The sequence below is a fragment of the Paenarthrobacter sp. TE4293 genome (assembly GCF_050435325.1).
GTDB lineage: Bacteria > Actinomycetota > Actinomycetes > Actinomycetales > Micrococcaceae > Arthrobacter > Arthrobacter nitroguajacolicus_C.
In genome coordinates this window covers 615,560-628,010 of the sequence record NZ_JBNJRY010000002.1, presented here as the reverse complement: position 1 = coordinate 628,010, position 12,451 = coordinate 615,560, and the positions used below count along the sequence as shown (strand labels likewise).

11 protein-coding genes are annotated in these 12,451 nt (G+C 64.9%); 5 read left to right on the top strand and 6 right to left on the bottom strand.

What is annotated here, in order from left to right; genetic code table 11:
• Positions 1–154 precede the first annotated feature (154 nt).
• Complete coding sequence (locus QF015_RS06305) at positions 155–649, top strand: SRPBCC domain-containing protein (protein WP_429387793.1); 495 nt, start codon at positions 155–157, stop codon at positions 647–649.
• Between the two features lie 73 nt (positions 650–722).
• Positions 723–1,175, top strand: coding sequence for a GNAT family N-acetyltransferase (locus tag QF015_RS06300; protein ID WP_429387791.1), 453 nt, complete (start codon positions 723–725; stop codon positions 1,173–1,175).
• Here the strand turns inward: QF015_RS06300 and QF015_RS06295 are convergent.
• Together QF015_RS06295 and QF015_RS06290 are read right to left on the bottom strand one after the other, a co-directional pair.
• The gene (locus QF015_RS06295; protein ID WP_310202435.1) at positions 1,172–2,194 is read right to left on the bottom strand and encodes a LacI family DNA-binding transcriptional regulator; all 1,023 of its coding nucleotides are present in this window, start codon (positions 2,192–2,194) and stop codon (positions 1,172–1,174) included. The genes QF015_RS06300 and QF015_RS06295 overlap by 4 nt on opposite strands.
• Before the next feature lie 18 nt (positions 2,195–2,212).
• Complete coding sequence (locus tag QF015_RS06290) at positions 2,213–3,970, bottom strand: glycoside hydrolase family 13 protein (RefSeq protein WP_429387788.1); 1,758 nt, start codon at positions 3,968–3,970, stop codon at positions 2,213–2,215.
• Between the two features lie 344 nt (positions 3,971–4,314).
• Between QF015_RS06290 and QF015_RS06285 the strand changes: the two genes are divergently transcribed.
• The 3 genes from QF015_RS06285 (at position 4,315) to QF015_RS06275 (ending at position 8,004) form a co-directional block, all read left to right on the top strand.
• The gene (locus QF015_RS06285; protein ID WP_429387786.1) at positions 4,315–5,778 is read left to right on the top strand and encodes an FAD-binding oxidoreductase; all 1,464 of its coding nucleotides are present in this window, start codon (positions 4,315–4,317) and stop codon (positions 5,776–5,778) included.
• 348 nt (positions 5,779–6,126) lie between these two features.
• Positions 6,127–7,410 (top strand): MFS transporter, encoded by a 1,284-nt coding sequence (locus QF015_RS06280; protein WP_429387784.1) that lies wholly within the window; start codon positions 6,127–6,129, stop codon positions 7,408–7,410.
• A 105-nt stretch (positions 7,411–7,515) separates the two neighbouring features.
• Complete coding sequence (locus tag QF015_RS06275; RefSeq protein ID WP_429387782.1) at positions 7,516–8,004, top strand: pyridoxamine 5'-phosphate oxidase family protein; 489 nt, start codon at positions 7,516–7,518, stop codon at positions 8,002–8,004.
• Positions 8,005–8,086: 82 nt separating this feature from the next.
• On the opposite strand, the gene QF015_RS06270 is transcribed toward QF015_RS06275, so the two are convergent.
• From QF015_RS06270 to QF015_RS06255, 4 genes are read right to left on the bottom strand one after another with little or no spacing between them, the layout of a single operon-like run.
• On the bottom strand, positions 8,087–9,304 hold the full coding sequence (locus QF015_RS06270) for an amidohydrolase family protein (protein ID WP_429387780.1): 1,218 nt from the start codon (positions 9,302–9,304) through the stop codon (positions 8,087–8,089).
• A gap of 37 nt (positions 9,305–9,341) precedes the next feature.
• The gene (locus tag QF015_RS06265; RefSeq protein ID WP_310202423.1) at positions 9,342–10,364 is read right to left on the bottom strand and encodes an ABC transporter ATP-binding protein; all 1,023 of its coding nucleotides are present in this window, start codon (positions 10,362–10,364) and stop codon (positions 9,342–9,344) included.
• 8 nt (positions 10,365–10,372) lie between these two features.
• Positions 10,373–11,425: an ABC transporter ATP-binding protein gene (locus QF015_RS06260; RefSeq protein WP_429387777.1), complete on the bottom strand. Its 1,053-nt coding sequence runs from the start codon at positions 11,423–11,425 to the stop codon at positions 10,373–10,375.
• Positions 11,422–12,423 (bottom strand): ABC transporter permease, encoded by a 1,002-nt coding sequence (locus tag QF015_RS06255; RefSeq protein ID WP_429387775.1) that lies wholly within the window; start codon positions 12,421–12,423, stop codon positions 11,422–11,424. Before QF015_RS06255 ends, QF015_RS06260 begins: the two co-directional genes overlap by 4 nt.
• Between the last annotated feature and the right edge of the window lie 28 nt (positions 12,424–12,451).

Sequence of the window (12,451 nt, the reverse complement as noted above, 5' to 3'; positions counted from 1 at the left end):
CCGATGGTACTGCACCCGGGAGGGTGTGGGAGAGTAGGACACCGCCGGACAACCATTAGGCAAGAGCCCCGACCACACGGTCGGGGCTCTTCCCCCTTTAACCCACAAACAACACCAGCCCGCGGAACACCGCCCGCCGGTAGAGTTGGTTGTCATGGAAAACCTCTTCAGCCACCCGGCCTCTGAGCCCGAGTCATCCGAGCAGGGCGGTGGGTCACTTGAACCGCTCATCCTCACCGTCGTGGTGCCAACCACTGTCCCGCACGCCTTCCAGGGGTTCACGGACCACCCTCACCTGTGGTGGCCCTTGGAGCAGGAGAGCGTCTATGGAGCGGGATCCCACGTGGAGTTCGAAGAGAACCTGATCCTGGAAACGGCTGAAGACGGCCGGACTTCCGTTTGGGGCACCATCGATGATTGGCAGCCCCCGCTGTCCTTCCACGCCAGCTGGTACCCGGCCAGCACACCTTTGTGGTCCACCGAGATCCGAGTGGCTTTCCGGGCAGTGGAGGAGGGCACGGAAGTGCGTCTGGTCCATGATGGATGGGAAGGTGCGGAGGATCCTGCAGCGTCCCGGGCCTCCTATGCCGAGGGTTGGCCGTCTGTTCTGGATCGCTACGTAAGGTTCATGGGCGGAGCAGTTGCCTAGGATCCGCAGGCTGCTCGCACCAGACTGGCGGTTGCTCAAGGCTGTCCGCCTGGAGATGCTCACGGATACACCCATGGCCTACATTGAGAGCCTTGATGCGGCGCGCAGGCAGACCGATACCCAGTGGCAGGAACGCGCGGCGGCCATGTCCGGGGACAACAGCCTCACGGTGGTGGCTGATGCCGGCGTGGACGGGAGCAGGTTCTGTGGGCTGATGCGCGTGGTGCTCAAACACCCGCAGGCCCCGCACAAGGAGCTCCAGGCCATGCTCATCAGCGTGTACGTCGCACCCGAACACCGCGGCCTGGGTCTTGCAGACGAGCTTCTGAAGGAGGCGTGCAAAGCCGCTGCCGAAGATCTCGGTGCCACGTACCTTGAGCTCGGGGTCCACGAAGACAACTCGAGGGCACGTGCCTTCTACGAACGGCACGGGTTCGAGACCACAGGGGCCAGTAGGCCGTATCCGCAAGACACGACCAAACGTGAGCTCGCCATGGAACGCCGCCTGCAGTTTCAGGGCGGTTAGGAAGCGCCGGCCTTCGGAACGGCGGTGCTGCTCCGCACCACCAGGCTGGTGGGATGTTCGGTATCGGCCGGTTCCAGGACCAGGCCGTTGGTGATGGCGCCCAGGAGGGTGCGGACAGCCAATGCACCCTGGCCCTTGGCATCTTGGTCGATTGTCGTCAGGCCCATGACGTTGCCCAGGTCGTGCCCGTCGATTCCCATCACGGAAAGGTCGTCCGGGATACGCAGCCCGAAGTCCCGGGCGGCAAGGATGGTGCCGATGGCCATTTCGTCAGACGCTGCGAAGACGGCCGTGGGCCTGTCCGGCGCACTGGCCAGCAACTGCCGGGCAGCAGCGTAAGCGCCTTCAATGGTGAAGTCCGCAGAAACGATCCATTCGGGCCTGACCGGACAGCCGGCGTCGTTCATTGCTTCCTCAAAACCGCTCCGGCGGGTTCCTGGAAGATGGAAGTCCTGGTCGTAGGCCTCGTGACCGGTGATGTGGGCGATCTGGGTGTGTCCCAGGCCCAGCAGGTGGTTGGTGGCCTTCCGCGCGATCCCGGAATCGTCGATCCTGATGGTTGAGGCTCCCGGCAAGGGACCGCCGATGCCCACGATCGGGCGGTGCATGGCGTGGAGCTGCTGGAGTTCCGCCTCGCTCAGTTCCAGCGATACCGCGATGACTGCATCCACCCGTTTACGCAGCAGGAAGTCGTTGAACACGCTGTGCCGATGCGCGGGGTTCTCGCCGATGTTGTACAGGGTGAGGTCGTAGCCGGCCTCGAGCAGCGCGGCCGAGGCACCCTCGATCACCGCTGAAAAGAACCAGCGGTGGACCGAGGGCACCACCAAACCAACGTTGTGTGTACGCCCCGAGGCCAGGCTGGACGCGTGATAGGACAACACAAAGCCCAGCTCGGCCGCGGCGGCGCGGGCCCGCTCCCGGCTGGTGGGGGAGACGTTGCCCTTGCCGCTCAGTGCCCGTGAAACGGTGGCAACGGACAGCCCTGCGCGCTCGGCTACGTCCTTGATGCCTGTCATGCCGCTCCTCGGGAAAAATCAGCTGACTGTCAGCCAGATTGTCTCCCCCGAGCCTAATGGATCAGCGTCGAGGAGATCAGCCGCCGGTTGATCAGCGGCTGGTGCAGCAGAGCTGCGCAAGATCGTTTCTCCAGCGGGTAGCGGCAGTGGGTCCGTTCCCACGTTCATGATCACCAACGTGGTGCCGTTGAGGTACGCCAGCGAGGACTCCGAGCAGAAGTCCTCTGCCCAGGCGAGCGATCCCTGGCCGAGCCGGTGCGCGGCGCGTTGGGCGAGCATGGCCCGGTACAAGTTGAGATGCGACGTCGGATCAGCCTCCTGCTGGTCCCTCGCCAGCGCGGGCCAGGACTCGGGCTGCGGAAGCCAGGGATCCATGCCGGAGCCGAATCCGGAGTGCGGTTCGCCTGAGCGCCATGGCAGGGGCACGCGGCAGCCGTCGCGGCCGATCCGGGCTCCGCCAGTGCGGGCGAAGGTAGGGTCCTGGCGCATGGTGCCGGGAATGCTGACGGAATCGGGGAGGCCCAGCTCTTCACCTTGGTAGAGGTACGCACCACCCGGGAGGCCGAGCATGAACATGGTGGCTGCGGCAGCCCGGCGTCGTCCGAGTTCTTCATTGGGCTGTGCGTCGTCGGGGCCGATGCCGTCGCCGTCGCGGGGTCCTGGTCCGTCGTACCCGAAGCGTGAGACATGCCGGACAACATCGTGGTTGGACAGCACCCACGTGCTGGCAGCGCCCACGGCGTCGAGCGAAATCAGCGAGTCGGTGATGGTGTGGCGAAGGCGGTGCACGTCCAGGCCGGCATGCAGGTAGGGGAAGTTGAAGGCCTGGTGCATCTCATCGGGACGGACCCACTGCGCCAGCCGGGGGAGCGGATCCACGTTGGCTTCGGCGCAGAGAATGCGGTCCGGACCGTACTCTTCCAGGAGGGCACGCCAGCGGCGGTAGATGTCGTGGAGGGCGGGCTGGCCAAACATGGGAGCGTCGTGTCCGGGGAAGCCCTCTGAGCTGTTGCCGTCAGCGCGCCCACCCCAGTTGGGCAGGCCGGCTGCTTTGACCAATGCGTGGGCGACGTCCACCCGGAAACCGGAGATGCCGCGGTCCAGCCAGAAGCGGAGGACGCGTTCGAACTCCGCGTGGACCTCAGGGTTGTCCCAGTTGAAGTCCGGCTGCGAGGAATCGAAGAGGTGCAGGAACCATTGCCCGGGCTGTCCATTGGGCTCGGTGATGCGCGTCCATGCCGGTCCGCCGAAATGGGACTGCCAGTTGTTGGGCGGCTCGTTGCCATCGTGTCCTTGGCCGTCACGGAAGATGAACATATCCCGCTCCGGGCTGTTGGGCCCGGCGGCCAGGGCGGCCTGGAAGGCGATGTGCTGGTCGGAGCAATGGTTGGGCACGAGGTCGGCGATGACGCGAAGGTTGAGCCTGTTGGCTTCGGCGATGAGGGCGTCGAAGTCAGTCAAGGTGCCGAACAGGGGGTCCACGTCGCAGTAGTCGCTGACGTCGTACCCGGCATCCCGCTGGGGTGAGCGGTAGAACGGCGACAACCACACGGCGTCGACGCCCAACCCGGCAAGGTGGGAGAGCTCGGCAGTGATTCCGGCCAGGTCGCCCACGCCGTCGCCGTTGAGGTCGCGGAAGGACCGCGGGTAGATCTGGTAGATCACAGCGGAACGCCACCACCCGTGCGCCGTCGAGGCGTCGTGGACCGGGGTGAGATGCGTGAAAGCTGCGGTGGGCTCATGGGCCGCAACCGAGAGCAATGAATCAACGGACATGAACACATCGTAGAAGAGAACTCTGAAAATTGTAAACGTTTCCAGTCCTAAGGGTACTGTCATTGAGGCTTGGATAAGGGTTTGCTTCTTCAACTTCGAGGACCCGGGTGCATCTTGTGGAAGCGCTTGCGGAGACGCGGTTACCCCGGGATTTAGCCGGGGTGTGCGACAAAACACCGACATCGCCCTGAACACGCGAGACACCGCACGGGCATCCACTGTGATGTTTGACGGCGGGCCGGGAACGCAGCTGGGCCGAGGGCGCTGGCTAGACTGGGAGCACTGAAAACACTGCGAAGACTGCCGGTTTGGCGTGTCCGCGGTGCTCACGTGGAGGGAATGCTTTGTCGGACGAAACGGCAGTGGCCGGAACATCAGGGGAACGCATCAAGGACCGCACCGTCGGTCACGCGGAAGAGGCCAGGCGTACAGCCGGCCAAGAGGCGTTCCTGGACGGATTGGCGGAGGGTCTCCAACGCGGACAAATAGCGCAGGACGAAGAAACCCTCACCGTCTACTCCGCGGATCAAGGTCCGCTGTTGGAGAGGCACCTCCCGCTCGCTGTGGTGTGGGCCGAGTCCGTGGAGGACGTGCAACACATCGTCCGCAGCTGCGCAGCGCATCAGGTCCCGATCGTTGCCCGCGGGGCTGGAACGGGGGTCTCCGGCGGTGCGCACGCCACCCACGGCTGCATCGTCCTGAGCCTTGAACGAATGAACCGCATCCTGGACCTCAACCCCGACGACGAAACCGCCGTCGTCGAACCCGGAGTCATCAACGCCGACCTGAACGCTGCTGCCGCCGGCCACGGCCTGATGTACGCGCCTGATCCGGCCAGCTACAAAATGTCCACCATCGGCGGGAACGTGGCCACCAATGCCGGCGGACTGCGCTGCGCAAAATACGGCGTGACCCGCGATTCCGTGCTGGCCCTGGACGTCGTCATGGCCGACGGCTCGCTCATGCACACTGGCCACCAAACCTTCAAAGGCGTGGCCGGCTACGACCTCACCGCCCTGCTGGTTGGCTCCGAAGGAACACTCGGAATCGTGGTGGGCGTGACTGTCCGACTGAAATACCTGCCCCGCGAAGTCCACACCATCGCCGCCTTCTACCAGGACTTCCGCAGCGCCGCCGCAGGAGTGCTCGCCGTCGGAAGGGCCCGTGTGCAGCCCGCCATCATGGAGCTCCTGGACAACGGCACCCTGGTGCAACTCGACGAACTCCACGGCGGCGACCTCCAGAAGCGCGGCAAGTCATTGCTGCTCATTCAGGCCGATGGATTCGGTGCGGCCGCAGAAGCCGACGTCGTCCGCCAAGTACTCGCCGACGGCGGCGCGACCGTCACCACCGAAGCCAGCGCCGAAGCAGAGATGCTCGTGGAACTGCGACGCAACAGCCGCGGCGTGGAAGTGGACGACGAGTTCAGGGTCGGCGAGGACATCGCGGTCCCGCGTTCACGGCTGGTGGACTTCGTCGCCGAACTTGAAGCCATGGCCGCACGGTTCCAGGTACGCCTGAAAGTCGTCGCGCACGCAGGCGACGGCAACCTGCACCCCACCTTCTGGATGGACCGTGTGGACCCGGCCACCGATGCAGACGCCCTGCAACGACTCAACGCTGCCCTGGACGAATCCATCCGCGTAGGCCTCGAGATGGGTGGCACCATCACCGGCGAGCACGGCGTGGGGCAATACAAGCTGCGGTGGCTTGGGCTGGAGCAGCCCGAACCAGTGCGGGAGCTGCAGCGGCGGATCAAAGAGCTGTTCGACCCCCAGGGGATCCTGAACCCGGGGAAGGCCATCTAGGGGTAATCCGTGGTGCGGCGCGCGGCCCGTGTGCTGCGGGGCGCGGCCCGCAGGCTGCGGGGTGCGGCCCGCGCAGGGCCGAAACGCTCGGCGCGCTCGGTCGTTCCTCCCTTAGACGCGCGCTGCCGCGTTCCGGCCCTGCGCGGGCCGTGCGATCTCGCGTTCCGGCCCTGCGGGCCGTGCGATCTCGCGTCTCGTGGACGCGGGCTGGGGCTGGGGTCTTTGGTATTCCAAATTTGATGGGTCCTTGTGGGTGTCACATGCTTCCAGCTTGTTTGGACGCATTTACTTTCCTTCAATCTCCTTTTAGGCTTACTTGGTATACCAAGTGGCTATGAGGGGAATGACGTGGAAGAACGACGGCGGGCCGGGACGGCGCTTTTGGGGCTTGGGGCCCGACTTGCTACGGGGATGGTGTTGCTCGCGTTGGTGATGGTGTCCGTCAATCTTCGGCCGACCATCACCACCGTTGCCGGAGTCATGAACCAGGTGCCAGGGGTGTTCGGCCTGGATCCGGCGCTGCTGCCCCTGCTGGGGACGCTGCCGGTATTGGCTTTTGGTGTTTCGGGACCGATCGGCCCTTGGCTGGCCCGGCGTTTCGGGACCGGGCGGGCTGTGGCCCTGGCCCTGGTGGTCCTGGCTCTTGCGCTGGTCGTCCGGGTATTGGTGCCGGTGCTTCTTCTGCCGGGGACATTCCTGGCAGGCATGTCGATCATGACCGCCAGCGTGCTGGTGCCGCAGATCGTCAAGGCAAACCATGGCACCGGCTGGTGGACCGGGCTGTGCACCATGGGGTTCGGGCTGGGCGCTGCGCTCGGTGCGGGACTGGTCCAGCCGTTGCAACATGTCCTGGGCGGGAGCCTGCCTTGGGCCTTGGCCGTGTGGGCTGTGCCTGCCCTGATGGGTGCCATACTTATTCACCGGTCCGGAGGCGCCGCGGCGGACGCCGCCACCTCGTCACCTACCGGGGACGCGTCGTCGACAATTGTCGGAAGAAGGCCCGCAGAGCCGCTCCGAAAGCAGCGGACCGCGTGGGCGGTGACCGCATTCTTTGGCCTCCAAGCCATGCTCTATTTCGCCATTACGTCCTGGTTGGCCGTGTACTTGGTATCCCGGGGCATCGCAGCAGCAGAATCGGCCGCCTTACTCGCTTGGTTCAGCTTGGCGGGGCTACCGGCGAGTTTGCTGGCCCCCGTGCTGGCGGGCCGTCCCGGCGTCCTGAAGATCCTGGCACCCGGACTGGGTTTGTCGGTGGCGCTGGCACTCCTCGGAGTCCTCGCCGCACCGTCAGAGCTGCAGTTCCTGATGGTCGGGATCCTGGGCGTGGTTCAGAGCGCCGGATTCGGACTCGCCATGGCCTTGGTGGTAATCCGCTCGGACGGCCCCCAATCGGCAGGAAGGCTCTCCGCCATGAGCCAGGGATTCGGATTCGCTCTGGCGTCCCTTGGCCCACTGGGGGCCGGGTTGCTGCACACGATGACCGGTGGCTGGGACGTGACCTTCTGGGTGCTCGCGCTTGAAGCCGTGGTGCTGGCCGGCGCAGGATTCTTCGCAATCCGCGGCCCCTTGGTGAGTGTGGAGCAGGCACCAGCTCCAGTGGAGCCAGGGACCGAAGCCACCCTCGTTGGATAATCCGGCGATACAAAGGACCCCCGGAGCAGACCACGCCGGCGCCGGCTGGGCTGCCGGTGGCCCTTGCCCTGTCGGGCCGCAAATCTGCGGCGTATCCTCGGCGTTATGACGAACTCACCAACAGGAACCGACCAGCCAGGCACGCCCGCCACCGAAGTCCTGGAAACCAACGAATGCTGGGAGCTCCTCAGGGGTGTCTCAGTGGGCCGGCTCGCGGTGTGGGTCGACGATCACCCGGACATTTTCCCCGTGAATTACAAGGTGGACCACGGGACCATGGTGTTCCGGACGGGTGAAGGCACCAAGCTCCATGCAGCCCTCAGCGATACCCCCGTGGCCATTGAGGCTGACGGCGTTAACGCACAGACCGGCGTTGCGTGGAGCGTGGTGGTCAAGGGCCAGGCGGCCGCAGTGAGCCTCACCCAGGATGTTTTGGATACCGTCGGGCTTCTCCTGTTTCCGTGGGAGGCCGGGCAAAAGGACCAGTTCATTCGGATCACTCCCGGCACGGTGACTGGGCGCCGCTTCCACGTCACGCCCCCCGTCACTTGGTGGACGCCCCTTGATGATGCGCCCACGGCGCGGGGTGAGTAGGGCTTAACGCAGGAACCCGCGCTTGGTGGACCTCCTTCGCGTTCGACCGCGAGGAGGCCCGCCAAGAGCGGGTTCAACAGCGCTAGACGAGTTCCAGCTGGTCCGCGACCACCTTGCCCGCATGGAACACGGTCCGGTCCTTCCCCCGGTCCATGACGGTGGAGGCTACCGTTTCGCCGTCTACCAGCAGCAGGTCCGCTGGGTCGCCAACGTCGACGCCGGGCCGGTGGGCAGTGTCCTTGAGCCTGGTGGCGGTGGGGTCAAGGATGCTGGCGCCCCCGATGGTGGCGATGGCCAGGCAGTGCTCGATCAGCTCATCCTTGCGGAACCCGTGGGTGAAGGCGAGTTGCCACGTGCGGTCCAGCATGTCGGTGTTGCCGTAGGGAGACCAGTAGTCGCGCTGCCCGTCCTCGCCCAAGCCCAGTCGGACCCCGGCCTCGGTGAGGAGCGGGATGGGAAGCTGGCCTGCAGCGGAGGGAGCCACCGAAGCCAGGGAAACGTCCAGCTCCGCGAACGCATCGATCAGCCTCCGGGTGGTGGCCTCGTTGACGCTGCCCAGTTGGTAGGCGTGGGACATGGTCACCTGGCCCTGCATCCCCAGAGCACGGGTGCGTTCAAGGACCAAGTCGGTGCTGAAGACACCCAGTTCGCCGGGCTCATGAAGGTGGATATCGATGGGCACTTGGTACTTCTCCGCCAGGCCGAACACGATGTCCAGATGCTTCGCCGGATCCCGGTCCAAGGTGCAGGGATCGATGCCACCCATCACGTTGGCACCGGCCTTCAACGCCTCCTCCATCAGCTCAACGGTGCCCTCCTCAAGCAGCAAGCCGGCCTGGGGGAAGGCGATGATGTCCACGGAGGCCCGGCCTGCAAACTTCTCCTTGGCGGCGGCCACGGCGTCGAAGCGTTCCAGTCGGCAGTCCACATCCACTTGGGCGTAGGAGCGGACGCGGGTGGTGCCCCGGGCGATCATCCGTCCCAGGGTGTCGTTGACACGCTCCTGCAGCGGGACCTCGGCGTTGCGCCAGTTCTGCCGGTCGTTCATCATCATGGTCCACACCCCGGGACCGCCGGTGTGCTCGCGGAAAGGCAGGCCGATCCGGGTGGAGTCGAGGTGAACGTGGACATCGGAGAACGACGGCAACAAAATCCGACCGCGGCCATGGACAAGCGTCACGCCGTCCGGAACAGTGCGGGTTGGGACATGGGGTTCGACGGCGGTGATCTTGCCGTCAGAGATGCTCACATCGCTGAGAGCCTGCCCCCAGGGACGGACGGCGTGGATCAGGGTGTTCAATGGTTTGCTCCTTTGGTAGTGAATCTATTGCCTGCGTCTATTTCACGCCGGCCAGGACCGATGCGGCCATCCCCGTGTGGTGGCAGGCCGGGGCGGCAGGGGTGGCCGGTGTGGGGATCTGGTCGATGCAGCGTTGGCGCTGCTCCTCGGGAAGGGTGCCGATGAGTGGGCAGCGGGTGCGGAAGACGCAGCCGCTGGGCGGATTGGCGGGAGAAGGCAGATCGCCACGAAGCCGTATTTTTACCTGTTCCCTCGCGGCGCGGGGATCCGGCAGTGGCACCGCCGACAGAAGCGCCTTGGTATAGGGGTGCAGGGGCTCGTGGAACAAGGCGTCGCGCGGCCCCTGTTCAACGATTTTGCCCAGATACATCACGGCAACTTCATGGGAAATGTGCCTGACCACGGAGAGATCGTGGGCAATGAAGATGTAGGAAACGCCGGTGTCGCGCTGAATCTGCTGCAACAGGTTCACCACCTGCGCCTGTACGGAAACGTCCAAGGCGGACACTGGCTCGTCGCACACGATCACGGACGGGTTCAGGGAGATGGCCCGGGCAATGCCCACGCGCTGCCGTTGGCCCCCGGAGAACTCATGCGGGAACCGGTTGTAGTGCTCAGGTTTGAGCCCCACCTGGTCCAGGAGTTCCTTGACCCGGTTCTTGAGCCCACCCGGCGGGCTGATCTTCTGCGCCACCATGGGAGCGGCAATGGCCGTGCCCACGGTTTGCCGGGGGTTCAAGGAGGCGAAGGGATCCTGGAAGATCATCTGCACCTTGCGCCGGAAGTTGTACAGGTCCTTGCCACGCAACTGGCTGATGTCCACGCCGTCGACCACAATCCGGCCGCCCGTTGGATCCATCAGGCGTGCCACCATGCGGCCGGTGGTCGACTTACCGCACCCGGACTCACCTACGAGCCCCAATGTCTGGCCGCGGGCAAGACTGAACGATACGCCGTCGACCGCTTTGACCGAACGCTTGGCGGCCCCCGGAAGGAGGCCGCCCTTCAGCGGGAAGTGCTTCTGCAGGTTCTCCACCTGGAGGATGGGCTGATGTTCCATGGCGGGTCCTAACGCGAATTCCGGATGGTGATGATCTGCGGGCCGCTCAAGTGGCACCGCTTGCCGTGCCCGCCCTCGACCCGAAGTTCAGGCCGCTGGTTGGCGCAGATACCGTCGCCGGCGAGCTCGGCGTACTGGCAGCGTGCGCTGAAGATGCAGCCCTTGGGCAGGTCAAGAAGCGACGGCGGCTGGCCGGGTATGGGGTTCAGCCGGCTGGAGGAGCTGTTGAGGGTGGGCATCGAGTTGAGCAATCCCAAGGTGTAGGGGTGCTGGGTGTCGTAGAAAATTTCATCCACGGGACCCGACTCGACACACTGGCCGCCGTACATGACCAGGACGTTGTCGCAGACCTCGGCTACCACCCCGAGATCGTGCGTGATGAGGATCAACGCTGAGTTGCTCTCCTCCTGGAGCTCGGACATCAGATCCAGGATTTGGGCCTGGACCGTGACGTCCAGCGCGGTGGTGGGCTCATCGGCGATCAGCAGCTCCGGCTCGCAGATCAATGCCATGGCGATCATGGCACGCTGGCGCATGCCACCGGAGAAATGGTGGGGGTACTCGTCGTAACGCTGCTCAGGGCTGGGGATTCCCACCCTGCCCAGCATGTCGACGGCGGCCGCCCTCGCCTGCTTCTTGCTCGCCTTGTTGTGGACCAGGTACGCCTCGGCGATCTGGTGACCCACGGTGTAGAACGGGTGCAACGCCGAAAGCGGGTCCTGGAAGATCATGCCGATGTTGCGGCCACGGAGCTGCCGCATGGCGGACTCGGGCAAGGTGACCAAGTCCTTGTCCTGGAACATGGCCTGACCGGTGACTTGCGCAGAGGTGCCTTTGAGCAAACCCATCAACGCTTGGCTGGTGACGGATTTGCCGGAACCGGACTCGCCCACGATTCCGAGGGTCTCGCCGCGTTCCAGGGCAAAGTCCATGCCGTTTACTGCGGAGACAACGCCGTCATCCGTAGGGAACTTCACGGTCAGGCCGGTGACCTCGAGGAAAGGGGCGGTGGCTGTCCGTCCGGTATTCGCGCTCGCGGTGGTGGCAGGCAGCTGGGTCATTGGAGCCTCACTCGGGGATCGATGGCGGCATAGGCGAGGTCAACCACAACATTGGCGACGATGACGAAGAACGCTGCCAGCATGGTGATGGCCATGGTGACAGGGAGATCGCCGGAAATGGCGGCGTGCACTGCTGTGAAGCCCAGGCCGGGTACGGAGAAGATCTGTTCCGTGAGGACTGCGCCGCCCAGCAGGAGGCCGATATCCATCCCGAGCATGGTGACAACAGGGGTGATTCCTGCCCGTACACCGTGCTTGAACGTGACCGTCCGGGGTGCCAGGCCTTTGGCGCGGGCAGTCCGGATGAAGTCCTCGCCGAACGTCTCAATCATGTTGGTGCGGGTGACGCGGATATAGGAGGCACTGAAGAGGACGGCAAGGGCGATCCACGGCAGCAGATAGTTGGCCACCCACGCTCCGGGTCCTTGCGGACCGAAGGGACTGTTGATCTCGTTGGTGGTGAAGGGCAGCAGATGCAACTGGTTCACGAACAGGAGCAGCAGGAACAGGCCGGTCACCGGGATCGGCAACGAGACGCCCACGGAAGCGGCGCCAACAATGAACTTGTCCACGGGCGAACCCTTGCGCAGGGCGGCCAGGAGTCCCAAGCCAACGCCGGTGATGGTCCACAGGACCAAGGCGCCGATGGCCATGGAGAAGGTGTAGGGAAGCGAGCGGCTGATGATGTCCGCGACGTTCTCGTTGGTTTGGAAGGACTTGCCCATGCACGGCCATTCACACAGTGTCTGGGCGCCGGGGGGCCCAATCATCCGCGACGAGAAAAGGCCGCGGATGTAGTCGAAGTACTGGACAAGGAAGGGCTGGTCCATGCCGAGGGCAACGCGGGCCTCGGCCACGCGTTCGGGCGTGCATTCCTGCCCGCACGCAGCAGCCGCAGGGTCGGAGGGGCCCAACTGGAAGAGCGTGAAGGTGATGAAACTGACCGCGGCGAGAAGCAGGACCAGCGATCCGGCCCGGCGAAGAATGAAAGTCATCATGGTGGTGGTTGCGGGCCGCCGGCTGGTG

Bases quoted from the DNA above. Each gene is read 5' to 3' on its own strand.
- QF015_RS06275 (WP_429387782.1), top strand. From the start codon at position 7,516: ATGACGAACTCACCAACAGGAACCGACCAGCCAGGCACGCCCGCCACC.
- QF015_RS06265 (WP_310202423.1), bottom strand. From the start codon at position 10,364: ATGGAACATCAGCCCATCCTCCAGGTGGAGAACCTGCAGAAGCACTTC.
- QF015_RS06255 (WP_429387775.1), bottom strand. From the start codon at position 12,423: ATGATGACTTTCATTCTTCGCCGGGCCGGATCGCTGGTCCTGCTTCTC.
- QF015_RS06300 (WP_429387791.1), top strand. From the start codon at position 723: ATGGCCTACATTGAGAGCCTTGATGCGGCGCGCAGGCAGACCGATACC.
- QF015_RS06290 (WP_429387788.1), bottom strand. From the start codon at position 3,970: ATGTCCGTTGATTCATTGCTCTCGGTTGCGGCCCATGAGCCCACCGCA.
- QF015_RS06260 (WP_429387777.1), bottom strand. From the start codon at position 11,425: ATGACCCAGCTGCCTGCCACCACCGCGAGCGCGAATACCGGACGGACA.
- QF015_RS06295 (WP_310202435.1), bottom strand. From the start codon at position 2,194: ATGACAGGCATCAAGGACGTAGCCGAGCGCGCAGGGCTGTCCGTTGCC.
- QF015_RS06305 (WP_429387793.1), top strand. From the start codon at position 155: ATGGAAAACCTCTTCAGCCACCCGGCCTCTGAGCCCGAGTCATCCGAG.